17 protein-coding genes are annotated in these 21978 nt (G+C 74.4%); 5 read left to right on the top strand and 12 right to left on the bottom strand.

The window, feature by feature from the left end; all coding sequences use genetic code 11:
* Positions 1 to 69 precede the first annotated feature (69 nt).
* Entirely contained in the window at positions 70 to 2385 is a 2316-nt protein-coding gene (locus ACIA8Q_RS14510; RefSeq protein ID WP_360214811.1) for a M9 family metallopeptidase, read from the top strand.
* A 136-nt stretch (positions 2386 to 2521) separates the two neighbouring features.
* Here ACIA8Q_RS14510 and ACIA8Q_RS14515 read toward each other — a convergent pair whose 3' ends face one another.
* Complete coding sequence (locus ACIA8Q_RS14515; RefSeq protein ID WP_360214814.1) at positions 2522 to 2992, bottom strand: DUF5990 family protein; 471 nt, start codon at positions 2990 to 2992, stop codon at positions 2522 to 2524.
* A 14-nt stretch (positions 2993 to 3006) separates the two neighbouring features.
* Positions 3007 to 5016, bottom strand: a complete 2010-nt coding sequence (locus tag ACIA8Q_RS14520) for an ABC transporter ATP-binding protein (protein WP_360214817.1) — start codon at positions 5014 to 5016, stop codon at positions 3007 to 3009.
* Positions 5017 to 5663: 647 nt separating this feature from the next.
* Here ACIA8Q_RS14520 and ACIA8Q_RS14525 point away from each other — a divergent pair.
* Complete coding sequence (locus ACIA8Q_RS14525) at positions 5664 to 6260, top strand: hypothetical protein (RefSeq protein ID WP_360214820.1); 597 nt, start codon at positions 5664 to 5666, stop codon at positions 6258 to 6260.
* Positions 6261 to 6468: 208 nt separating this feature from the next.
* Here the strand turns inward: ACIA8Q_RS14525 and katG are convergent, their stop codons facing one another.
* On the bottom strand, positions 6469 to 8685 hold the full coding sequence (gene katG / locus ACIA8Q_RS14530) for a catalase/peroxidase HPI (protein ID WP_360214823.1): 2217 nt from the start codon (positions 8683 to 8685) through the stop codon (positions 6469 to 6471).
* Positions 8686 to 8873: 188 nt separating this feature from the next.
* Between katG and ACIA8Q_RS14535 the strand changes: the two genes are divergently transcribed.
* Positions 8874 to 9287 (top strand): Fur family transcriptional regulator, encoded by a 414-nt coding sequence (locus tag ACIA8Q_RS14535; RefSeq protein WP_360214826.1) that lies wholly within the window; start codon positions 8874 to 8876, stop codon positions 9285 to 9287.
* Positions 9288 to 9368: 81 nt separating this feature from the next.
* On the opposite strand, the gene ACIA8Q_RS14540 is transcribed toward ACIA8Q_RS14535, so the two are convergent.
* Both ACIA8Q_RS14540 and ACIA8Q_RS14545 read right to left on the bottom strand, forming a co-directional pair.
* The gene (locus ACIA8Q_RS14540) at positions 9369 to 10688 is read right to left on the bottom strand and encodes a cytochrome P450 (protein ID WP_360214829.1); all 1320 of its coding nucleotides are present in this window, start codon (positions 10686 to 10688) and stop codon (positions 9369 to 9371) included.
* Between the two features lie 165 nt (positions 10689 to 10853).
* A complete protein-coding gene (locus ACIA8Q_RS14545) occupies positions 10854 to 11741 on the bottom strand; it encodes a helix-turn-helix transcriptional regulator (protein WP_360214832.1) in 888 nt (295 codons plus the stop codon).
* A 167-nt stretch (positions 11742 to 11908) separates the two neighbouring features.
* Between ACIA8Q_RS14545 and ACIA8Q_RS14550 the strand changes: the two genes are divergently transcribed.
* The gene (locus ACIA8Q_RS14550; RefSeq protein WP_360214835.1) at positions 11909 to 12571 is read left to right on the top strand and encodes an NAD(P)-binding domain-containing protein; all 663 of its coding nucleotides are present in this window, start codon (positions 11909 to 11911) and stop codon (positions 12569 to 12571) included.
* A gap of 83 nt (positions 12572 to 12654) precedes the next feature.
* Here the strand turns inward: ACIA8Q_RS14550 and galK are convergent, their stop codons facing one another.
* Positions 12655 to 13830 carry a galactokinase gene (galK, locus tag ACIA8Q_RS14555; protein WP_396317272.1) on the bottom strand — a complete coding sequence of 392 codons (1176 nt, stop codon included), beginning with the start codon at positions 13828 to 13830 and terminating at the stop codon, positions 12655 to 12657.
* A 32-nt stretch (positions 13831 to 13862) separates the two neighbouring features.
* Complete coding sequence (gene galT / locus ACIA8Q_RS14560) at positions 13863 to 14963, bottom strand: galactose-1-phosphate uridylyltransferase (RefSeq protein WP_360214838.1); 1101 nt, start codon at positions 14961 to 14963, stop codon at positions 13863 to 13865.
* Between the two features lie 154 nt (positions 14964 to 15117).
* Between galT and ACIA8Q_RS14565 the strand changes: the two genes are divergently transcribed.
* Positions 15118 to 16008, top strand: coding sequence for a DeoR/GlpR family DNA-binding transcription regulator (locus tag ACIA8Q_RS14565; RefSeq protein ID WP_360214841.1), 891 nt, complete (start codon positions 15118 to 15120; stop codon positions 16006 to 16008).
* A 16-nt stretch (positions 16009 to 16024) separates the two neighbouring features.
* Here ACIA8Q_RS14565 and ACIA8Q_RS14570 read toward each other — a convergent pair whose 3' ends face one another.
* From ACIA8Q_RS14570 to ACIA8Q_RS14590, 5 genes are read right to left on the bottom strand one after another with little or no spacing between them, the layout of a single operon-like run.
* Positions 16025 to 17044, bottom strand: coding sequence for a LacI family DNA-binding transcriptional regulator (locus tag ACIA8Q_RS14570; protein ID WP_360214844.1), 1020 nt, complete (start codon positions 17042 to 17044; stop codon positions 16025 to 16027).
* Positions 17045 to 17081: 37 nt separating this feature from the next.
* Positions 17082 to 18800: a glycoside hydrolase family 36 protein gene (locus ACIA8Q_RS14575; protein ID WP_396317238.1), complete on the bottom strand. Its 1719-nt coding sequence runs from the start codon at positions 18798 to 18800 to the stop codon at positions 17082 to 17084.
* A gap of 2 nt (positions 18801 to 18802) precedes the next feature.
* The gene (locus ACIA8Q_RS14580) at positions 18803 to 19630 is read right to left on the bottom strand and encodes a carbohydrate ABC transporter permease (protein ID WP_360214850.1); all 828 of its coding nucleotides are present in this window, start codon (positions 19628 to 19630) and stop codon (positions 18803 to 18805) included.
* Positions 19627 to 20571 (bottom strand): sugar ABC transporter permease, encoded by a 945-nt coding sequence (locus ACIA8Q_RS14585; RefSeq protein ID WP_360214853.1) that lies wholly within the window; start codon positions 20569 to 20571, stop codon positions 19627 to 19629. Before ACIA8Q_RS14585 ends, ACIA8Q_RS14580 begins: the two co-directional genes overlap by 4 nt.
* Positions 20568 to 21911, bottom strand: coding sequence for an extracellular solute-binding protein (locus ACIA8Q_RS14590; protein ID WP_360214856.1), 1344 nt, complete (start codon positions 21909 to 21911; stop codon positions 20568 to 20570). The genes ACIA8Q_RS14585 and ACIA8Q_RS14590 overlap by 4 nt, the downstream gene beginning before the upstream one ends.
* Between the last annotated feature and the right edge of the window lie 67 nt (positions 21912 to 21978).

Raw genomic sequence — 21978 nt, forward strand, 5'->3', positions numbered from 1 at the left:
GTCACACATCAGGCGATCGTGTGTCCCCAACCACACGACGACCCTCAACGGCCCCGGAGGCCCCCACAGATGCGTCCCTTCCGGATATCCACGGCGCAGGCGCGCAAGCTGCCCGCGCTCGGTGCCGCGTTCTTCCTCGCACTCGGCCTGTTCGCACCGCAGGCCCATGCGGCCGGCGGTGGCGGCTCCACGCCGGTCACCACCCCGGCCGCGGCCGCCAGGACGGCCACCAAGGCCGCCGGCGCGTCGGCCGCGCCGCAGGCGATCCCCGTGCCCAAGTCGCCCGACACGCCCAAGGACCCCCGCCCGCTGGCGGCGGACTCCCAGGGCAAGGCCAAGGCCCCGAGCGCGGGCAGTGCCGTCGGCACGGGCACCGCCGCCAAGGCGCCGAAGCAGTTCTCGGCCGCCGCGGCCGGCACCGGCTGCGACGTCTCCGCCTTCACCGGCACCTCCGGCGCCGCGCTGGTCCAGCAGGTCAAGGCCGCGAGCCTGGACTGCGTCAACTCGCTGTTCACGCTGACCGGCAACGACGCCAGGGGCGCCTTCAACGAGGCCCAGATGGTGACCGTCGCCAACGCCCTGCGCGACGTCGCACCGAGCTACCCCGGGGACGACTCGACCGCGGCCGGCCAGCTGGTGCTGTTCCTGCGCGCCGGCTACTACGTCCAGTGGTACCACTCGGACGTCGTCGGCCAGTACGGCACCGCCCTGCAGGGCGCGATCCGCGGCGCCCTCGACGGGTTCTTCGCCGCCCCGCACAGCAAGGACGTCACCGAGGCCAACGGCCAGACCCTCGCCGAGGCCGTCACGCTGATCGACAGCGCCCAGGAGAACGCCCGCTACACCGGCGTCGTCAAGCGTCTGCTGGCCGGCTACACCAGCACCTGGACCGGCTCGATGGCCACCGCCGTCGCCAACACCGAGACCGTCATCTCGCGCGGCTTCGACCTGCCGGCCTTCACCGCCGCGCTGCAGGCCGACCCGGACTTCGCCACCACCATGGCCTCGTTCGTCACCCGCAACGCCTCGCAGCTCAACGGCGGTGACCTGGTCACCTCGATCGGCATCCAGATCGGCAACCTGCTCGTCACCGACGCGCTCAAGGCCCAGGGCCGGCCGATCGTCAAGGACCTGGTCAACCGCTACCCGCTGGTCGGGGCGACCGGTCCGCTCACCATGAACCTGGTCTGGTTCGCGGAGAACAAGGACGCCGGCAACTGCGCCTACTACGGCACCTGCGACCTGCCGACCCGGCTCGTCCCGCTCGTACTGACCGTCGACCACACCTGCAACGCCAACCTGCGCATCCGCGCCCAGGACATGACCGCGCAGCAGCTCGCCGACACCTGCACCAGCCTCGTCAACCAGGACCAGTTCTTCCACAAGGTGGTCAAGGACAACGGCCCGGTCGCCAACGACAACAACACCAGCCTCGAGGTCGTCGTCTTCGACGACTACTACAACTACAGCCTCTACGCCTGGCTGATGTACCACATCGCGGTCGACAACGGCGGCATGTACGAGGAGGGCAAGCCCGACGCGGCCGGCAACCAGGCCCGCTTCATCGCCCACGAGGCGTCCTGGCTGCGCCCGTCCTTCCAGATCTGGAACCTCAACCACGAGTACACCCACTACCTCGACGGCCGCTACGACTTCTACGGCGACTTCGACGCCGGGATGACCACCCCCACCATCTGGTGGGTCGAGGGCCTCGCCGAGTACGTCTCGTACAGCTACCGGGGCGTCCACTACGACGACGCCGTCGCCCAGGCCGGCAAGGGCACCTACGCGCTGAGCACCCTGTTCGACAGCACCTACGACAACGCGGACTCGACCCGGATCTACAACTGGGGCTACCTGGCGGTCCGTTACATGCTCCAGTCGCACCCGCAGGACGTCGACGCGCTGCTCGCCAAGTACCGCGTCGGGGACTGGAACGGCGCCCGCGCCATCCTCAAGAACACCATCGGCACCTCGTACGACGCCGACTTCGCCACCTGGCTCAAGGCCTGCGCCGTCGACAACTGCGGCTCGCTGCCTACCAACCAGGCCCCGCTCTGCACCGCCGCCGACACCCGGCAGTTCGACAAGAACTGCCGCCGGGACAACGTCGCCGCCACCACCGGCAACTACAGCTACAGCTTCCTGTACCTGCCGGCCGGGGTGAAGCAGCTGACCATCACCACCGCCGGCGGCACCGGCAACGCCGACCTGTACTACAACGGCGGCGCATGGGCCACCACCGGCGCCAACCTCGCCAGGTCCACCAACGCCGGGAACGGCGAGACGCTCACCGTCGCCAACCCGCCGTCCGGCTGGGTGTACTTCAGCCTCTACGGGCAGCAGGGCTTCAGCGGCGTGACCGTCACCACCACGTACAACTGACCTTCACCGCACGAAGGGTGGGCCCCGCGGCGACGCGGGGCCCACTCGCTTTCCGGCACCTGCCGTCCGGCACCCGCTTTCCGGCACCCGCCGGTCGGCACCCCGCCGGTCGGCGCCGCCCTCCGGCGTCGCGCCGTCAGTCCGCCGCCGGCCGCTCCCCCGCCGACCAGGCCACCAGCGGCGGACGCACCGCGGCGCACAGCGGGTGCCCCTTGGCGTCCGTCAGCCGCAGCCGGGCCACCAGCAGGCCGCCCGCCACGGCCGCCTCGACCGTCTCCCGGTCGACCGCCGCCAGCATCAGCTTCGCCCGACGGAACAGCGACCAGCCGTCGCCGTCCCCGGTCACCCAGTTGAGGTAGACGAACCGGCCGCCGGGGCCGCCCTGGACGTAGCGACCGGTGATGTCCGCCCCGCCGCCCGGCAGCGGCCTCGCCTCGCACTCCAGCGACCAGCCGGCGCGCGCCGCGTCACCGGGGTGCAGGTCGAGCAACTCGGCCGGGCGCCCCCGGCGTTGGACGGCGACGTGGATGTCGCGGTAGCCCGGGAATCCCGGGGTGGCGCCGCACTCGCGCCCCGGCAGGTCGGTGGCCTCGATCCTCAGCTCCATACCGCCATCCTCCCTCACGCCGGCTCCCCGGTCCGCTGGGCGGGGACGGCGCGGTCCCGCTGGAGGTCCAGCAGTTCGCGGAACAGCCCGTCCGGGCGGGCGGCCAGCTCGGCCCAGGTGCCGGTCTGCACGATCCGGCCGGCGTCCATCACGATCACCCGGTCGGCCACCGCCGCGTTGGCGATGTTGTGGGTGACGAGGAGGGTGATCCGCCCGGGGGCGAGGGCGCGCAGCGCGTGCAGGATGCGGTGCTCGGCGCGCGGGTCCAGGTCAGAGGTCGGCTCGTCCAGGATCAGCAGACCCGGGCTGCGCACCGTGCGGTACAGCGCCCGGGCGACGGCCGCGCGCTGCCAGCCGCCGCCGGACAGCTCGGCCCCGCCCCACCAGCCCTGGGCGAGCAGGGTGCGCCAGCCCGAGCGCAGCCGGGACACCACCTCGTCGAAGCCGGTCCGGGCCGCCGCCAGCTCCACGTCCGCCATCAGCCGGTCGGTGAGGTGCCCCAGGTGGATGTTCTCGGCCGCCCCGAGCGGCCAGCGGGCGAACTCCTGCGGCACCCGGGCCACCCGCGCCCACATCCCCTCGGCGTCCAGCTCCTCGACCGGCACGCCGTCCCAGCTGATCCGGCCGGACTGCGGCAGGTAGAGGCCGGAGAGCAGCTTCAGCAACGTCGACTTCCCGCTGCCGTTCTGGCCGATCACCGCGACCACCTCACCGGCCCGCAGGGTCATGCTGACGCCGCGCAGCGCCGGCTCCTGCTGCTCGCCGGGGTAGACGTGGCCGAGGTCCACGACCTCGACCAGCCGCGGCGCCCCGGGCAGCAGCCGGCCGCGCCGGATCCGGTGGCCGCCGGCCTCGTCCAGGAAGGTGAAGTAGTCGTCCAGGTAGAGGCCCATCCGGTAGAGCCGGGCGCCGTTGCCGACCAGGCCCTGCAGGCCGGACGACGCGGTGCGCAGCGCGAAGGTGGCCGTTCCGGCGGCGGCCAGGTCGATCCGCCCGCTCGCCACCAGGTAGAGCAGGGCGCCCCAGATCAGCGCGTGGCCCGCCCCGGTGCCGAGCGCGGCCAGCAGTGACACCTTCGCCGCCTCCCGGGTGGCCCGGTCGGTCGCCTCGACGATCTTGGCCTCCGCCCGGCGGTACTTCGCCATCAGGAACGGGGTCACCTGGTCCGAACGGACTTGGTCGGCACGGGTCTTGTCGACCAGGAACCAGCGGTAGACGCGCAGCGCCCCGCGGTCCTCGTTGGTGGTCACCGCGGCCAGGTAGTGGATCCGCGCGGTCCTCACGGCGGCCACCCCGGTCGGCACCGAGCCGAGCAGCAGCAGCGGCACCAGCCAGGGGTGGAGGGTCGCCAGGACGCCGGCCGCGGCCGCCAGCGAGACCGTGGAGGCGATCACGTCCTGGGCGTTCGACAGCAGGTCGGGCGTGGTCGAGGCGCCGCGGTCGGCGGCCTCCCACTGCTCGTTGTACGCGGGCTCGTCGTACGCCTTCAGCTCGGCCGCGCACCCGGCGGCGATCAGCGCCAGCTCCGCCTCCCGGGTGATCCGCGGCGACACCCGGCCGGACAGGCCGACCACCGCGATCCCCAGCACGGCGCGCAGCCCCGCGGACGCGGTCAGCAGCAGCAGCGACGGCGCGGCCGCCCGCAGGTGCTCCCCCACCGGGCCCGCCACCAGCAGCGCGTCCAGGGTGCCGGTGGTGGCGTACAGCGCGAGCGCACCGAACACGCCCGCGAGGGCCTGGCAGACCAGCAGCAGCACGGTCGACACCCGGTCGGCCGACCAGGCCAGCGCCAGCGCCCGACGCACCAGGTGGGGCAGGCGGCGCAGCATCGCGCCGGCGGACATCGAGGCGCCGGCCCGGGCCCGGCGGTCGCCGGGGAACCGCAGGCGCAGCTCCTCCTCGTGCTGGTCCTCGTGGTGTTCCTCGTGGTGCTCGTCCGGCTGTTCCGCGGGGTGCTCCTCGGGCCGGTGCTCCGGCGGGGCTTCGGTACGGGGTTCGGCGGGTTTCACGAACTGCTCGGACACGGTGGCTCCCTGCTCCCTGGTACGGCGGCCTGTGGCCGCGGCGGATCCGCACGCGGGCAGCCCTCACCGCCGGACGGGCGTGGCGGGGCGGCAGCGGTGCCGGTGGGCACTCTGCGAAGGGGCGGGCTGCCGGTGCGGACCCCGATCCTGGCAGCGGTGCGCGGGGCCGCCCGGCGTGTCCCGGCCGGTCTCACTCGATCCGGGCGATTCCGTGTCGGCGACGGCGAGTTGGTGGCGGCCGATCACCGGAAGCGTCCGCGGACACCGGGGCTGCGCGGCCGGGTGCCGGGGCATCCGGACGAGCCCGCTGATCCCGCCGACCGGATGCGGCGGGAGGTTCCGGCGGTACCGATCATTTGGCGGACGTGGTTCTCCGGACGCGGGCGGCCACCCTGCCTCGGGCGATCGCCGGGAGCCGTCAGGAGGGCGCCCGGGGCGGGTGGACCGCCGGACGCCGCCGGCGGTGGCCCAGACCTGTCCGGAATCCGGGCGGTGGCGGGCGCCCCGGCCGGGCCCCTGGTTTCAACGGGCCCGGCCGGGCAGGCCCCGCCGCCCGTCGCTCCTGTGGCCGGGCCGGGCACCGAGGGTCACGATGGGAACCCGGACACCCCCGTGGCCGCACCCGGCCCCGGCCCGAACGGAGTGCGATGAGCGACCAGCACAACGTCGTCCTGCTGACCCTTCCGAGCGCCGACGAGTGGCGCCCGGCCTTCGACGAGGCGCAGCGGCTGCCGGGCCTGCGACAGGCGGCGGCCCTGGAGCGCAGCGCCGACGGGCTGCTGGAGGTCCGGGACACCTTCACCAAGGGCGCGGGCGTCACGACCGTCGGGTCCGGCGTCCTCGGCGGCCTGGTCGGGATGCTCGGCGGCCCGATCGGCGTCCTGCTGGGCTTCGCCGCGGGCGCGGCGATCGGCAACGCCGCCGAGGAGCACTACGCGACGGAGGGCGGCGCCGGGCTGATCATGCTGTCGCCGCGCGTCCCGGACGGCGGCGCCATGATCGTCCTGGAGCTCCGGGAGGCCTCCCCCGGCCCGGCCGACGAGCTGGCCGCCGGGCACGGGGCCGCCGTCGAGCGCATCGACGCGCAGACCTTCACCGAGCAGCTCCGGGCCGCCCAGCACAAGGCCGAGGAGCAACGGGCCGAGGAACAGCGGGCCGCGGAGGGGCAGGCCGCGGCGGAGACCGGAACGGCGGCGGCCCCGGACGGGCCCGCCGGGGAGCGGAAGGCCGCCGACGACGCCTGAGCACCCGCCCCGGCCCGCCGCCGCGCCGCCGTGCCGCCCGGACGCACGACGGGGCCCGGGGGCGAACCCCCGGGCCCCGTCCCGCGTCGAGCGGGAACCCACGGCCGTGACCACCCGGCCGTGATCACCGGGCTGTGACCACCCGGCCGTGACCACTCAGCCGGAATCACCCGGCCGGCAAGACCCGATCGTGATCACTCCACCGCGATCAGACCAGGTCGAACCGGTCCAGCTCCATGACCTTGGCCCAGGCCGCGACGAAGTCCGTCACGAACTTCGCCCCGGCGTCGTCGCTCGCGTAGACCTCGGCGACGGCGCGCAGTTCGGAGTTGGAGCCGAAGACCAGGTCGGCCCGGCTGCCGGTCCACCGGACCGCGCCGCTCGCGTCCCGGCCCTCGAAGGTGTGCGCGTCCTCGGACGTGGCCTTCCAGCTGGTGTCCAGGTCGAGCAGGTTGACGAAGAAGTCGTTCGTCAGCGCCCCGGGGGTGTCGGTGAGGACGCCCAGCGCGGACTGCCCGTGGTTGGCGCCCAGCACCCGCAGACCGCCGACGAGCACGGTCAGTTCGGGGGCGCTGAGGCTCAGCAGGTTGGCCTTGTCGAGGAGCAGGAACTCGGCCGGCAGGCGGTTGCCCTTGCCGACCCAGTTGCGGAAGCCGTCGGCCGAGGGCTCCAGCGCGGCGAAGGAGTCGACGTCGGTGAGCTCCTGGGTGGCGTCCACCCGGCCCGGGGTGAACGGCACCTCGACGGCGTGGCCGGCCGCCTCGGCGGCCTGCTCGACACCGACGGCGCCGGCCAGCACGATCAGGTCGGCCAGCGAGACCTGCTTCGCCCCGGCCCGTCCGTTGAACTCCTGCTGCACGCCCTCCAGGGTGCGCAGCACCGCGGCCAGCCGGTCGGGCTCGTTGACCTCCCAGCCGATCTGCGGCTGGAGCCGGATCCGGGCGCCGTTGGCACCGCCGCGCTTGTCGCTGCTGCGGAAGGAGGAGGCGGCCGCCCAGGCGGTGGAGACCAGCTCGGCCACCGACAGGCCGGTGGCGGCGATCCGCTGCTTGAGGTCGGCGACGTCGGCGGCGTCGACCGCCTGGTAGGTGGCGGCCGGCAGCGGGTCCTGCCACAGCAGCACCTCGCTCGGCACCTCGGGGCCGAGGTAGCGCACCACCGGGCCCATGTCACGGTGGGTGAGCTTGTACCAGGCGCGGGCGAACGCGTCGGCGAGCTGGTCGGGGTTCTCCAGGAAGCGCCGGGAGATCGGCTCGTAGATCGGGTCGAAGCGCAGCGAGAGGTCGGTGGTGAGCATCACCGGGGCGTGCCGCCGGGCCGGGTCGTGCGCGTCCGGGACGGTGCCCGCGCCGGCGCCGTCCTTGGGCTTCCACTGGTGGGCGCCGGCGGGGCTCTTGGTGAGCTCCCACTCGTAGCCGAACAGCGTCTCGAAGAAGCTGTTGTCCCAGGTGGTCGGGGTGGCGGTCCAGGCGCCCTCCAGGCCGGAGGTGATGGCGTCGCCGCCGACGCCGGTGCCGTAGGAGCTCTTCCAGCCGAGGCCCTGCTGCTCGATCGGCGCGGCCTCGGGGTCGGGGCCGACGTTGTCCGCGGGGCCGGCGCCGTGGGTCTTGCCGAAGGTGTGGCCGCCGGCGATCAGCGCGACGGTCTCCTCGTCGTTCATCGCCATCCGGTAGAAGGTCTCGCGGATGTCGCGGGCGGCGGCGATCGGGTCCGGGTTGCCGTTGGGGCCCTCGGGGTTGACGTAGATCAGGCCCATCTGGACGGCGGCGAGCGGGTTCTCCAGCTCGCGGTCGCCGGTGTAGCGCTCGTCGCCGAGCCAGGTGGTCTCCGGGCCCCAGTAGACGTCCTCGTCCGGCTCCCACTCGTCGACGCGGCCGCCGCCGAAGCCGAAGGTGGTGAGGCCCATGTCCTCCAGGGCCACGTTGCCGGCCAGGACGATCAGGTCGGCCCAGGAGAGGCTCCTGCCGTACTTCTTCTTCACCGGCCACAGCAGGCGGCGGGCCTTGTCCAGGCTGGCGTTGTCGGGCCAGCTGTTCAGCGGGGCGAACCGCTGCTGGCCGCCGCCGGCACCGCCGCGGCCGTCGCGGATGCGGTAGGTGCCGGCGCTGTGCCAGGCCATCCGGATCATGAACGGGCCGTAGTTGCCGTAGTCCGCCGGCCACCAGTCCTTGGACGTGGTGAGCACCTCGGAGATGTCCCGCTTGACGGCCGGGAGGTCGAGCGCGCTGAACGCCGCGGCGTAGTCGAAGTCCCCGCCGAGCGGGTTCGCGACGGCCGGGTTCTTGGCGAGGATCTTCAGGTTGAGCCGTTCCGGCCACCACTGGCGGTTCCCGCCGCCCTGGGTCGGGTGCAGTGCCCGCCCGTGGTTCACCGGGCAGCCCTCCGCCTTCGCGTCGACAACGACTGCATCGTGGTTCTCAGACATGGGAATCCTTCCCTACAAGGCGGATCACGGTGTCTTCTGCTACCTAGGCTATCGCCGGAGCCGATCCTACGATGGACGCAATCCAAGTCAAGAAAGACACCAAACCCATATCCGATCGGGATTCGGAGAGAAGCCGACAACGGTTGGTAAAATCCGGTCTTCCCATTGACCTGAATAGGTGAACCGATATGAGTGACCTGCTGGAGCGGCTGCGCGGGCGCGGCTGGCGACTCACCTCGCAGCGGCGTGTCGTGGCGGAGGTCCTGGACGGCGAACACGTTCACCTGACCGCCGACGAGGTGCACGCCAGAGCCGCCGAGCGGCTGCCCGAGATCTCCCGGGCCACCGTGTACAACACCCTCGGCGAGCTGGTCACCCTCGGCGAGGTCATCGAGGTCGCCACCGACGGCCGCGCCAAGCGCTACGACCCCAACGCCCACCACCCCCACCAGCACCTGGTCTGCACCCGCTGCGGCACCATCCGCGACGTCCACCCCGTCGGCGACCCGCTCGCCGACCTCCCGGCCGACCAGCGCTTCGGCTTCGCCGTCTCCGACGCCGAGGTCACCTACCGGGGGCTCTGCCCGACCTGCGCCGGCTGACCCCCGGCACCCCTCCCCCGGCGACCGGCCGGCGGCACCCGGCCCGTGCCCGTCCCGCCCGCCTGCCCGCCTGCCCGCCGGTCACCCGACCGGCCAGCGGACCGGCAGGCTCTTCAGACCGTTCTGGAAGTTGGAGACCAGCCGTCGCGGCGGCCGCCCGGGCACCGGTTCCAGCCCGGGCAGCAGCTCGGCCACGTGACGCAGCACCGATCGCATCTGCAGGCGGGCCAGTCGGGCGCCCGGGCAGAAGTGCGGGCCGAACCCGAAGCTGACGTGGTCGTTCGGGGTGCGGGTGACGTCGAGGCGGTCCGGTTCGGGGAACACCGCCTCGTCCCGGTTCGCGGAGGCGTGGTAGACCACCACCTTGTCCCCGCGGCGGATCGACCGACCGCCGAGCTCGACGTCCCGGGTCGCCGTCCGGCGGAAGTCGATGACCGGCGGCCAGTAGCGGAGCAGCTCCTCCACCGCCGAGCCCGTCGTTTCGGGCCGCTCGCACAGCAGTCGGTACTGGTCCGGGTCGGCGAGCAGCGCGTGCAGGCCGCCGGGCAGGCCGTTGCGGACGGTCTCGTTCCCGGCGACGGCGAAGAGGAAGAACATCGTCTCGAACTCCGCCGCGCTCAGGCCCGCCGCGAGGGTCCGGGCGAGGATGCCGCCGCCGGACCGGGGGCGGCGGGCCAGGGCGTGCGCGTAGGCGAACATGTCGGCGAGGGCGGCCCGCGAGCGCGGGTTGACGGGGCGCCCGTCCGGAGCGGTCCGGCTGGTGGGGCGGTGCGCCAGGGCGGCGCGGCCGAGGTCGGTCAGCCCCGCCGGGTCGGTGGTGCCGGAGCCCGCGTAGTCGTCGTCCTGGTAGCCGATCACCCGGTTCGCCCAGTCCAGCAGCAGCCCCCGGTCCTGTTCCGGCACGCCCATCACCCGGGCGAGGGTCCACACCGGCAGGTCGGCGGCGAGCCGGACGAAGTCCGCGGAGCCGGCCGGTCGCACGGCCTCGACCAGCTCCCGGGCCCGGGCGTCGACGGCCTCGGCCAGCTCGGCCACGGCGCGCGGGGTGAACGCGGCGGCGACGATCCGGCGCAGCCGCGCGTGGTCGGGCGGGTCCTGGTTGAGCATCATGGCGCGGGCGAAGTCCAGGTCGGCCGGGGAGTCCGGGTCGCGGATCTGGGTCGCGCCGAGGTGGGAGGAGTACAGCTCGGGGCTGCGCAGCACGTGCTTCACGTCCGCGTGCCGCAGCACCGCCCAGTAGCCGCGCCCGGCCGGCCAGTCGCCGACCGCGGGCTCCTCAACCCACCAGACCGGCGCCTCGGCCCGCAGCTCCCGGAACAGCCCGTACGGCACGCCGTCGGCGTAGGTGGCGGGCAGGAAGATCCGGTTCACCCGTTCCTGCCGCGCCTGGTCGAGGGTCACGTGGACGGACGGTACGGCAGCCCGGGGCGCCGCGCCAGGGTGGCCGCGGGTACCCGTCCGGCACGTCCGGTGCAGCCGGTGCAACCGCCGGTTCCGCCGCGGCGGCGGGATCCTGACGCCGCGGCACCGTCCGCCTCACGGCGTGGCGCGGCCCCGGACCACCGCTCAGGGCCGGCCCGGCGACTCGGGCAGCGCCGCGCGGGTGGCCGGCGACTCGGGGTGGGGGTGGGCGGACCAGGAGAGGAGGAGGCGCAGGGCGTCGTCGGAGGGGGTGCCGGGGTCGGCGGTGTAGGTGATCAGGGCCTGGCCGGGGTCGTCGGCGGGGCGGAGGGTGTCGTAGACGAGGTCCAGCGGCCCGACCACGGGGTGCTGGAAGACCTTCCGGCCGGAGGTCTTGTCGGCGACCGGGTGCTCCGCCCACAGCCGCCGGAACTCCTCGCTCCGGAGGGAGAGTTGACCGACGAGTTCGGCCAGCCCGGGGTCGTCGGGGCGGCGGCCGGCCTCCAGGTGGAGGAAGGCGACGTTCTCGCGCGAGCAGGTCTCCCAGTTCGCGTAGAGCTCGCGCGAGGCCGGGTCGAGGAAGGTGATCCGCGCGATGTTGCGGTCCTCGGGGGCGAGCGCGGCGTAGTCGCCGAGGAGGGCGACGGCGGCGCGGTTCCAGGCCAGCACGTCCATCCGGTGGCCCATCACCAGGGCCGGGGTGTGGTCGAGTTGCTCCAGCAGGCGCAGCAGGGACGGCCGGGGCTGCTGGCGCGCGGTGCGGCGGGGGCGGGCGGTGCGGCCGGCGGGGCGGGCGAGGCGGTGCAGGTGGCCGGCCTCGTCGGGGGCCAGGCGCAGGGCGCGGGCGACGGCGTCGAGGACGGCCTCCGACGGGTTGCCGACGCGGCCCTGTTCGAGCCGGGTGTAGTAGTCGACGCTGACCCCTGCGAGGTGGGCGAGCTCCTCGCGGCGCAGCCCGGCGACCCGGCGGCGGCCGCCGTAGTCGGGCAGGTCGACGTCCTCGGGGCGCAGCTGGCCGCGGCGGGTGCGGAGGAACTCGCTCAGGGTGCTCATACGGGTGATTCTCGCCCCTCGGCGCGCCGCCGTGCCTGGCCCTGCCAGGACCAGGTTCCGGGCCTCCGCGCGGCCGCGAACGCCTCTCCGGGGCGGGAATCGGATCGGCCGGCCGGTCGTTGGGGCTGGGCGACGGGTACGGAGCGACGCGTGAAGAGGGGCTTCCCATGAAGATCGGCATCATCGGCGCGGGCAACATCGGCGGCAACCTGACCCGGCGGCTGACGGCGCTGGGGCACGACGTGTCGGTGGCGAACTCGCGCGGCCCGGAGACACTCGGCGCCCTGGTCGAGGAGACCGGCGCGAAGGCCGTCACGGCCGTCGAGGCCGTCGAGGGTGCGGAGGTCGTGGTGGTCACGGTGCCGCTGAAGAACGTGCCGGACCTGCCCGCCGGGCTGCTGGGCGGGCTGGGCGAGGGCGTCGTGGTGATCGACACCGGCAACTACTACCCGAAGGAGCGCGACGGCCGGATCGACGAGATCGAGGACGGCGGGCTGACGGAGAGCCGGTGGACGGAGCGCCGGCTCGGCCACCCGGTGGTGAAGGCCTTCAACGGCACCTACGCGCAGGACATCGTGGACCGCCCGCGCCCGGCGGGTGACCCGGAGCGCCTCGCCGTCCCGGTGGCCGCGGACGACGAGGCGGCCAAGCGCGTGGTGCGCTCGCTGATCGAGGAGCTGGGCTTCGACACCGTCGACGCGGGCGGCATCGACGACTCCTGGCGGCAGCAGCCGGGCACCCCGGTGTACGGGCTGCGCGCCGGGGTGGCGGCCGTGACCCGGGCGCTCGCGGAGGCCTCCCCGGAGCGCCCGGCGGCGCACCGCGCCTGACCAGGGGCCGGGCGCGGACCCGAGCGCCCGGACCCGAGCCTGGCCCGCGCCCGGACCCGCGCCCGACCCGCGCCCGACGGACCCTAGGAGAGGCGGCGCGCCCCCTCCGCCGGGACGGCGGTCAGGGTGCGCGGGGCCCGGTGTCCCGCGGCGCGGAAGGCGGCGGTGACGGCGGCGGCGACGTGCTCGGCGGCGTCCTCGTCGACGAGGGCGATGACGGACCCGCCGAAGCCGCCGCCGGTCATCCGCGCGCCGTGGGCGCCGGCGGCGACGGCGGCCTCGACCGCGAGGTCGGTCTCCGGGCAGGAGACCCGGTAGTCGTCGCGCAGCGAGGCGTGTCCGGCGGTGAGGATCGGGCCGAGCGCGGCGAGGTCGCCGGCGTCCAGGTGGGCGACGGCGGCCGTGACGCGCTCGTTCTCGGTGACCACGTGCCGGACCAGCGGCCGCAGTTCCGCGGGGAGCCGGGCCAGGGCGCCCGGCAGGTCGGCCGGCCCGAGCGCGCGCAGGGCGGGCAGGCCGAGCAGGGCGGCGGCCCGTTCGCAGCCGGCCCGCAGCGCGGCGTAGGCGCCGTCGCCGAGGTCGTGCTTGACCCGGGTGTCGAGCACCAGCAGGGCGAGTCCGGCGCCGGCGAGGTCGAACGGCACCTGCCGCATGGCGAGGTCCCGGCTGTCCAGGTGCAGGGCCGCGCCCGGGCGGCAGCACATCGAGGCCGTCTGGTCCATGACCCCGCAGGGGACGCCGACGAACGCGTTCTCGGCCCGCTGGGCGAGCAGGGCGAGTTCGGGCGCGGTGAGGCCGAGCCCGTACAGGTCGTTGCAGGCGAGCGCGACGGCGCACTCCAGGGCGGCCGAGGAGGAGAGGCCGGCGCCGCCGGGCACGTCGCCGTCGAACCGGAGGTCGGCGCCGTCGACCGGGTGCCCGGCCTCGCGCAGGGTCCACACCACGGCGGCCGGGTAGGCCGCCCAGCCGGCGACGGAGCCGGGGGCGAGGTCGGCGACCCGCAGTTCGGTGACCGCGGCGTCGCCCTGGGCGGACCAGAGCCGCAGCACGCCGTCCGCGCGGCGCCGGGCCTGGGCGCGGACGGTCTGCGGGAGGGCGATCGGGAGGACGAACCCGAGGTTGTAGTCGGTGTGTTCACCGATCAGGTTGACCCGGCCGGGGGCGGCCCACTCGCCCTCGGGGGCGTGGCCGTAGAGCTCCTCGAAGGTGGCCGGCGGGGTGTTCGGCGCGGTGTTCACGGGGTGCGCGGTGCTCGCCAGGGTGCTCGCGGTGTCCGCGGGGTGCTCGGTGTTCACGGGGTGGCCTCCCGCAGCCGTCGGGCCGCGTCCTCGGGGGTGACGTCGTTGACGAAGGCGTCCATGCCGGACTCGACCCCGGCCAGGTACTTGAGCTTGTCGGCGGTGCGCCGGATGGTGAACAGCTCCAGGTGCAGGGCGAGTTCGTCGCGCCGCCCGGCGGGGGCCTGGTGCCAGGCGGAGATGTAGGGGGTGCGGCCGCCGCCGAAGAGGCGGTCGAAGCGGCGCAGCAGCTCCAGGTACAGGCCGGGGAACTCGGCGCGCTGCGCCTCGTCGAGGGCGGTGAGGTCGGGCACCCTGCGGTGCGGGTGGAGGTGCACCTCGTAGGGCCAGCGGGCGGCGTAGGGGACGAAGGCCGTCCAGTGCTCGCCGGTGAGCACCACCCGGGCGCCGTCGGCGCGTTCGGCGGCGACGAGGTCCTCGAAGAGGTTGCGGCCGGTGGCGGCGCGGTGCCGCTCGGCGCGGGCGGCCATCCGTTCGGTGCGCGGGGTGGTGAAGGGGAAGGCGTAGATCTGCCCGTGCGGGTGGGCGAGGGTGACGCCGATCTCGGCGCCGCGGTTCTCGAAGCAGTAGACCTGCCGGACGCCGGGCAGGGCGGCGAGTTCGGCGGTGCGGTCGGTCCAGGCGTCGAGGACGAGACGGGCGCGTCGTTCGTCGAGGTCGGCGAAGGAGGCGTCGTGGTCGGCGGTGAAGCAGACGACCTCGCAGCGGCCGGTGCCGGGGCCGCTGGTCCACGGCCCGTCTGCCGGGTGCACCGGTGCCGCCGTCCCGGCCAGGGCGGGGAAGCGGTTCTCGAAGACGGCCACCTGGTAGTCCTCGGCCGGGATCTCGCTGAGCCGGCCGTCCCGGGACGGGCAGAGCGGGCACTCCTCGGCGGGTGGCTGGTAGGTGCGGGCCTGGCGGTGGGCGGCGATGGTGACCCAGTCCCCGGTGGCCGGGTCGAGCCGGATCTCGGAGCCGTGGGCGGGCGGGTCGAGCGGTCGGCGGTCGACGGCGTCCCGGGGGACGGCCTCCCCGCTGTCGTAGTAGATCAGCTGCCGCCCGTCCGCGAGTGTGGTCACGGTCCTGGCGGTGGGCTGGGTCAGGGTCCCGGCCATGGCCTTCGTCCCTCTCTTCGGGCTAGCTATCCGACACGAAACAACATTATCCAACATTATCCATCAGACCTGGCTGTCCGGAAGCCGTCCGCGCCTGCCATGATGGCGGTGACCGTGACCGGTCGGACCACCCCCACCCCGAGGAGGCCCCCCGATGGCTGACAGCGCCCAACCGCTCGCCGGGCAGCGCCGCGTGCTGATCCTGGAGCAGGTCCGCGCGCGCGGCGGTGTCAGGGTGACCGAGCTCGTCCGGGACCTCGGGGTGTCCGACATGACGATCCGCCGCGACCTGGACGCGCTGGCCCGCCGCGGGCTGGTGCACAAGGTGCACGGCGGGGCGGTGCGGATCGAGGCGCCGGCCAGCGGCGAGCCCGGGTTCGAGACCAAGGCGCACTGGGAGCTGCCCGCCAAGGAGGCGATCGCCCGGGCCGCCGCCGCCCTGGTGCCGCCCGGCTCGGCCGTCGGACTGGCGGCCGGGACGACCACCTTCGCGGTCGCCCGGCACCTGCGCGCCGTCGAGGGCCTCACCGTGGTCACCAACTCGCTGCGGATCGCCGAGCTGCTGGAGCAGCCCGACGAGGACGGCACGCCCGCCACCGCCACGGTGATCCGCACCGGCGGCGTCCGCACCCCCTCGGACGCGCTGGTCGGACCGGTCGCCGACCAGGCGATCCGCTCCCTGCACGTCAACGTGCTGGTCTTGGGCTGCCACGGGCTGTCCGCCGAGACCGGGCTGACCACCCCGAACCTCGCCGAGGCGGAGACCAACCGGACCTTCCTGCAGTCCGCCCGGCGGGTGGTCGTGGTGGCCGACCACACCAAGTGGAACGCGGTCGGCCTGGCCTCCTTCGCCGAACTGGACCAACTGGACGTGCTGGTCACCGACGACGCGCTGCCGGCCGAGCACCGGGCGGCGGCGGCCGGGCTGGTCGGCGAGCTGATCGTGGCAGCCTCCGGCGAGGGCGGTGCCGGTGGCGCTGCCGCTGCCGCTGCCGGTGGCAGTGCCGGCACCGGCGGCGGCGAGGCCGGCCGGGGCACCCCGTAGCGGACGCCGTCGCCGCTCACCCCGAGCTGGCCCGCACCACCAGCTCGGCCGGCAGCTCCAGCCCCTCCCCCGGCGCCCCGCCGCCCCGCACCTGGTCGAGCAGCCGCTCCACCAGCGCGACCGCGATCGCCCGCAGCGGCAGCCGCACCGAGGTGAGCGCGGGGTGCAGGTGCCGGCAGAGCGGCGTGTCGTGGAAGCCGGTGACGGCCACCCCGGCGGGCCCGACCGCCAACCCCTCGGCCCGCACCGCCTCGTAGACGTCCAGCGCCAGCAGGTCGCTGCCCGCCACGAAGGCCGTCGGCCGCTCCCGCCCGCCCAGCAGCTCCCGCACCGCCGCCACGTCCGGGCGCGCCGCCGTCACCGCGGAGAGGCCGAGCCGCCGCGCCTCGGCGAGGAAGCCGGCCCGCCGGGCGGCCATCCACGGCAGCTCCTCGGCGCGGCCGAGGTAGCCGATCCGCCGGTGGCCCAGCCCCGCCAGGTGGCGCACCACCGCGGCGGTCGCCGTGTCGTTGGCGATGTCCACCCAGTGCTGCGGTTCCCCCGGGCCGGTCCGTCCGAAGGCGACGAACGGGACGCCGACCCGGGCCGCGTGCGCGATCCGGGGGTCGTCGCGCAGCACGTCGGCGAGGACCAGTCCGTCGACCTGACGGGCCGCCACCAGTTCGTCGATGGCGGCCAGCGGGTCGGTGCCGCCCGGGGCCGGGCGGAACAGCAGCACCCGCTGGCCCCGGGCCCCGGCCGCGTCGACCAGGGCCTCCAGGAAGCCGGCCATCAGCGGGTTGGGGTCGAGGGGGTCGTCCACCGGGGCGAGGTAGCCGAGGGTGCGCCGGGCGCCGCTGCGCAGCGACCGGGCCGACTGGTCGGGCTGGTAGCCGAGCTCGCGGACGGCCGTGCGCACCCGCTCCAGGGTGTCCGGGCGGACCCGCTGGGGCGCGTTGAGCGCGTTGGAGACGGTCTGCCGGGACACCCCGGCCGCACGCGCGACCTCCTCGATCGTGGTGGCGCCGCGGCGCGGTCGGCGGGTTCCCTCGGGCATCGCAGCTCCCAGCACGGTTTCTCGGACGGCCGGTCGGTCAGACCGCCGGGCGGCGCAGGGTCAGCAGTCCACCGCGCGGCACGGGCACGACGCCCGCCCCGCCGAGGTCGATCCCGCCCTGCCGGACGATACGCCCCCGGGCGTCCTGCACGGTGGCCTCGGCCGTCCCGCTGCCGCCGGTGAGCCGGACGTCCGGGTCGGCGTCGGCGTTGGCGACCAGCAGGGTGCGCCAGCCGTCCCCGGAGACGTCCACCGGCAGCGCGGCGTAGCGGGCGACCGCGACGGTGCCGCCGCCGACGGCGGTGACCATCGGGTAGCCGAGGTCCGGCCGGGCCGGGCGCAGTTCGCCGAGCTGCAGGGTGCCCGCGTGCTCGCGGAAGACGCCGAGCCAGAAGGCGATCGCCTCGCGCTGGGCGGTGCTCTGCGCCGCGAGGTCGACGGACACCTGCGGCACCGAGAACAGCACGTTGATCAGGTGGCAGGCGATCTGCTCCGGCGGCTCGGCCGGGTGCCACATCAGCATGTCGGCGTGGACCGGGACGGGCCCGGCGGCGAGCCGCACGTCGACGGTGCGCTGGCGGTTCTCCTGCGGGCTGAGCGGGCAGTCGGTGGCGCGGATCATGGTGACGTACGGCCACAGGTCGGGGCTGACGTACGGCTGGCGGTACTCGATCATCGCCTCCGGCTTCACCGCGGCGATCCGGCGGCGGATCCCGGCGAGCAGCCGCTCCACGCCCTCGTCGACGCTCTCGCAGTCCGCTCCGGGCCCGGCGGGCGGGGCGTCGGCGCGGGCGAACCAGTCGACGAAGTCGACCTTGAGCCCGTCCATGCCCCACTCCTCGACGGCCCGGGCGAGCCGGCCGATCAGGAACTCGCGGACCTCCGGGTGGCGCGGGTCGGCGACGATCGCGCCCATGTGGGCGGCGTCGGCGAGCGCGTACCCGCCGATCCGCTCGAAGGCGGCGCTGTCCTTGCCGATGAACGGCAGCGCGTACCAGAGCAGGTACTGCACGCCGAGGTCGTGGACGCGCCGCACGTGGGCGGCGGTGTCGGGCAGCGAGACCGGCTCCCAGTCCCCGCAGTGCGCGTAGCCGCGGGTGCGGTCGGCGGTCATCCACCCGTCGTCGACGATGATGACGTCCATGCCGAGCTCCTTGCCGAGCGCGGCCTGCGTCTCCACCGCCTCCGGCGAGACGTCCTGGTGCATCGAGTACCAGGTGGAGTAGGCGGGGCGGCGGGCGGCCGGCGGGATGTCGGCCTCGCGGCCGGTCCACCACCAGGCGGCGAGGCCGGCCAGGCAGCGGGCGAAGTGGCGGCGCGAGGTGTCGATGCGGACGGTGAGCCGGCCGGCGGCCTGGGCCCAGAACCGGAACTCGCCGGTCTCCTCGAGCACTCCGGCGCCGGCCAGGACGTCGGCACGCTCGGCGGCGAAGGCGCAGAGCGCCACGTCGCCGGTGCCGATCAGGGCGGCGATCGGCGCGCCGTTGGCCAGGCTGGTGCGGCGCGGGGCGCTCCAGGCGGCGGGCAGCCAGCCGGTGCCGCGCGGCTCCGGGGTCCAGAAGGCGGTGGCGTCGACGCACGGCAGGCGCCACTCGATCCGGACCTCGCCCTCGCCCTCGGCGGTCACCTCGAGGATGCCGTCGCCCACCTCGCGGGCCGTCGCCGCGCCGCTGACCCGCAGGTCCAGGCCCTGGGCGGGCAGCGGACGCAGGCCGCCGGCCGCGGCGGGGGCGTGCGGTTCCCAGATCTCGGTCATGCTCAGCCTTTCGTGGCGCCGGCCAGCAGGCCGGAGATGAACTGCCGCTGGAGGACCAGGAAGAGGACCATCATCGGCAGGGTGGACAGCGCGGTGCCGGAGAGGATCGCGCCGTAGTCGGTGGTGCTCTTGTTGCCGTAGAGCGTCGCGATGGCCACCGGGAGGGTGTGCATCTCCGGGCTGCGCAGCGCGATCAGCGGCCAGACGAACTGGTTCCAGGAGCCGAGGAACAGGAAGATCGACAGAGCCGCCAGCACCGGCCGCATGACCGGGACGACGACGCTCCACAGGACCCGCAGCTCGCCCGCGCCGTCGACCCGGGCGGCGTCCAGCAGTTCGTCGGGCAGGCTGGTGAGGGACTGCCGCATCAGGAAGATCGCGAACGGCACGCAGAGCCCGGGCAGGATGATCGCCTGGTAGGAGTCGAGCAGGCCGAAGCTCATCATCATCTTGAACAGCGGGACCAGCATGACCTGTTCGGGCACCACGAGGGTGGAGAGCAGCAGCCCGAAGAGCAGGCTCCGCCCGCGGAAGCGGAACTTGGCGAAGGCGTAGCCGGCCAGCAGCGCGACGACCAGCGCACCGGCGGTCTGCACGCCGGCGACCAGCAGCGAGTTGCCGACGACCCGGAGCAGGCCGATCTTGTGCTGGAGGCGTTCGAGGTTGTCGCCGAGGGCCCCGCCGGGCAGCAGCTTGGGCGGCCAGTCGAAGATCTCGGAGTCCTTGCGGGTGGTGGCGATCACCAGCCAGTAGAACGGGCCGACGGACAGGCCGGTGACGCCCGCCAGCAGGAAGGTCAGCGGCCAGCCCCGCAGTTTCGTGGACTTCACTTGTCGCGCTCTCCCATCAGGCGCATCTGGACCGCGCCGAGCACCGACACCAGCAGGGTGAGCGCGTAGGCGATGGCGGAGGCGTAGCCGAAGTCGAAGTACCGGAAGCCGTTCTGGTACAGGTACATGGAGACGGTCAGGCTCGCGTTGTCCGGCCCGCCGCCGGTCAGCACGTAGGGCTCGTCGAAGAGCTGGAGCGTGCCGATGGTGGACAGCACGACGGTGAACAGCAGCACCGGGCGCAGCGCCGGGACGGTGATGGCGGTGAAGCGCCGGACGGGGCCCGCGCCGTCGACCATCGCGGCCTCGTACAGCTCCCTGGGGATGCCCTGCAGGCCGGCCAGGTAGATCACCGCGTTGTACCCGGTGTAGTGCCAGGTGAGCACCAGGACGACGGACATCCGGGCCCAGAACGGCTGCCCGAGCCAGTCGACGGTGGGCAGGCCGACGGCGTCCAGCAGCCAGTTGACCGCGCCGTGGTCGGTGTTGAGCAGGAAGGCGAACATCACGCCGGTGGCGACCAGGCCGGTGACGGCCGGCATGAAGACGCCGAGCCGCCAGACGGCCCGCCAGCGGACCAGGACGGAGTTGATGCCGACGGCCATCAGCAGGGCCAGCCCGAGCATCAGCGGCACCTGGACGACGAGGATCTGCGCGGTGTTGCCCAGCGCCGTCCAGAACAGCGGGTCGTCCAGCAGCCGACGGTAGTTGGCCAGGCCGGCGCCGCGGGTGGCGGCGCCGGATCCGGTGGTGAACGACAGCAGCAGCGAGTCGACGATCGGGTAGGCCTTGAACAGCCCGAAGGCGATCAGGGCGGGGGCGAGCAGGAGGTACGGCAGGGCGGTGCGCCGCCGCCGGGCCCGGCGGTGGGCCCGCTCGGCGGCCGGCCCGGCCGGGGCGCCGGGCCGGGTCGGGACGGCGGGTCGGGTGGCGGTGGTCATGCGATGCCGCGTCCGGTCTGCTGGGCGAGCTGCTTGGCGGCGTCCTGGAGGACGGCCGCCGGGTCGCCGCCCTTGAGGAAGACCTTGGTCTGGGCGTCGCTGGCGAGCTTGAGGGCGCGGGCGTAGTCCCCGGAGTAGTTGGTCGGGTCGCCGCCGTCGGTGGCGAGCTCGGCGAAGGTCCGCAGGACCGGCTGGCCGCCGAAGTACGCGCTGGGCTTGGCGTACATCGGGTCGCCGTAGGCCTCGGTGAGGGCGGGGAAGACGCCGCCGGCGTCGAACATGCTGTTGACGGAGGCGGGGCGGGTGAGCGCGTACTCGACGAACTTCCAGGCGGCGCGGCGGCGCGGGCTGGAGCCGGCGACGGCCAGGTGGGTGGAGTTGACCAGGGCGGTGCGCTTCCCGCCGGCGGTGACGGCCGGGGGCTTGGCGAGGCGCCAGTTGCCGCTCTGGTCGGCGAACTTGGTCTCCAGGTAGTGCGCGGCCCAGGCGGGCATCGGGGCGATGGCGAGCTTGCCGGCCTTCATCAGGGTGGACCAGCCCTGGTCGCCGGGGGCGTCGGCGACCAGCCCCGCGTCGTCGAGGCGCTTGAGGGTGGCCAGGGCGCGGACGTCGGGCTCGGAGCCGAGGGTGACCTTGCCCTGGAGGTCGAAGTAGAAGGCGCCCTGGAGCTGCATCAGGGACTGCAGGAAGTCCAGGTCGGGGCTGGGGTTGGCGGCCTTGTTGATGCCGATCAGCGAGATGCCGGGGTTGGCGGCCTTGAACCGGTCGGCGATCGCGATCAGGTCGTCCCAGGTGGCGAGGGTGGCCGGGTCGACGCCGGCCTTGTCGAAGTAGTCCTTGCGGTAGAAGAAGCCGAGCGGGTTGACCTCCCAGGGCAGCGCGTAGGCGTGGCCGTCCTTGCCGCTGACGACCGGCCACAGGCCCTTGGCGAACTTGTCGCGATGGGCGTCGGCGCCGAACGCGGAGAGGTCGGCGAGGCCGCCGGGGAACTTCTCCAGGTATCCCGGGAGGTAGTCGCAGCCGATGTGCAGGACGTCGCCGAGGCCCTGGCCGCCGGCCGCGAGGCCGACGGTGATCTTGTCCCAGATGGCGGGGTTGCCGATGTCCTGGACGTCGACCTTGATGCCCGGGTTGTCCTTCTCGAAGGCCGGGACGACCCCGCGCAGGGCGGCGGCGGCCGTGGCCCAGGACCAGACGGTGATCGTGCCGGTCTCGGCGTCCCCGCCGGAGCCGCCGCCCGAGCCGGAGTCGCCGCAGGCCGCGAGCGTGCCGCCGGCGGCCAGGGCCAGCAGGCCCGCGCCCGAGGCGCGGAGCAGGTCGCGACGGGAAAGGTGTGACATTGCATTCCTCTCGACGGGGTGGCACGAGGTGGGGGCGGAGTGAAGGGGGATGGGTGGGGCCGCTCAG

Source organism: Kitasatospora sp. NPDC051705 (assembly GCF_044453265.1).
GTDB lineage: Bacteria > Actinomycetota > Actinomycetes > Streptomycetales > Streptomycetaceae > Kitasatospora.

Coding starts and splice junctions, on each gene's coding strand:
- ACIA8Q_RS14510 (WP_360214811.1), top strand. CDS start 70: ATGCGTCCCTTCCGGATATCCACGGCGCAGGCGCGCAAGCTGCCCGCG.
- ACIA8Q_RS14515 (WP_360214814.1), bottom strand. CDS start 2,992: ATGGAGCTGAGGATCGAGGCCACCGACCTGCCGGGGCGCGAGTGCGGC.
- ACIA8Q_RS14525 (WP_360214820.1), top strand. CDS start 5,664: ATGAGCGACCAGCACAACGTCGTCCTGCTGACCCTTCCGAGCGCCGAC.
- katG (WP_360214823.1), bottom strand. CDS start 8,685: ATGTCTGAGAACCACGATGCAGTCGTTGTCGACGCGAAGGCGGAGGGC.
- ACIA8Q_RS14535 (WP_360214826.1), top strand. CDS start 8,874: ATGAGTGACCTGCTGGAGCGGCTGCGCGGGCGCGGCTGGCGACTCACC.
- ACIA8Q_RS14545 (WP_360214832.1), bottom strand. CDS start 11,741: ATGAGCACCCTGAGCGAGTTCCTCCGCACCCGCCGCGGCCAGCTGCGC.
- ACIA8Q_RS14550 (WP_360214835.1), top strand. CDS start 11,909: ATGAAGATCGGCATCATCGGCGCGGGCAACATCGGCGGCAACCTGACC.
- galT (WP_360214838.1), bottom strand. CDS start 14,963: ATGGCCGGGACCCTGACCCAGCCCACCGCCAGGACCGTGACCACACTC.
- ACIA8Q_RS14565 (WP_360214841.1), top strand. CDS start 15,118: ATGGCTGACAGCGCCCAACCGCTCGCCGGGCAGCGCCGCGTGCTGATC.
- ACIA8Q_RS14570 (WP_360214844.1), bottom strand. CDS start 17,044: ATGCCCGAGGGAACCCGCCGACCGCGCCGCGGCGCCACCACGATCGAG.
- ACIA8Q_RS14575 (WP_396317238.1), bottom strand. CDS start 18,800: ATGACCGAGATCTGGGAACCGCACGCCCCCGCCGCGGCCGGCGGCCTG.
- ACIA8Q_RS14585 (WP_360214853.1), bottom strand. CDS start 20,571: ATGACCACCGCCACCCGACCCGCCGTCCCGACCCGGCCCGGCGCCCCG.
- ACIA8Q_RS14590 (WP_360214856.1), bottom strand. CDS start 21,911: ATGTCACACCTTTCCCGTCGCGACCTGCTCCGCGCCTCGGGCGCGGGC.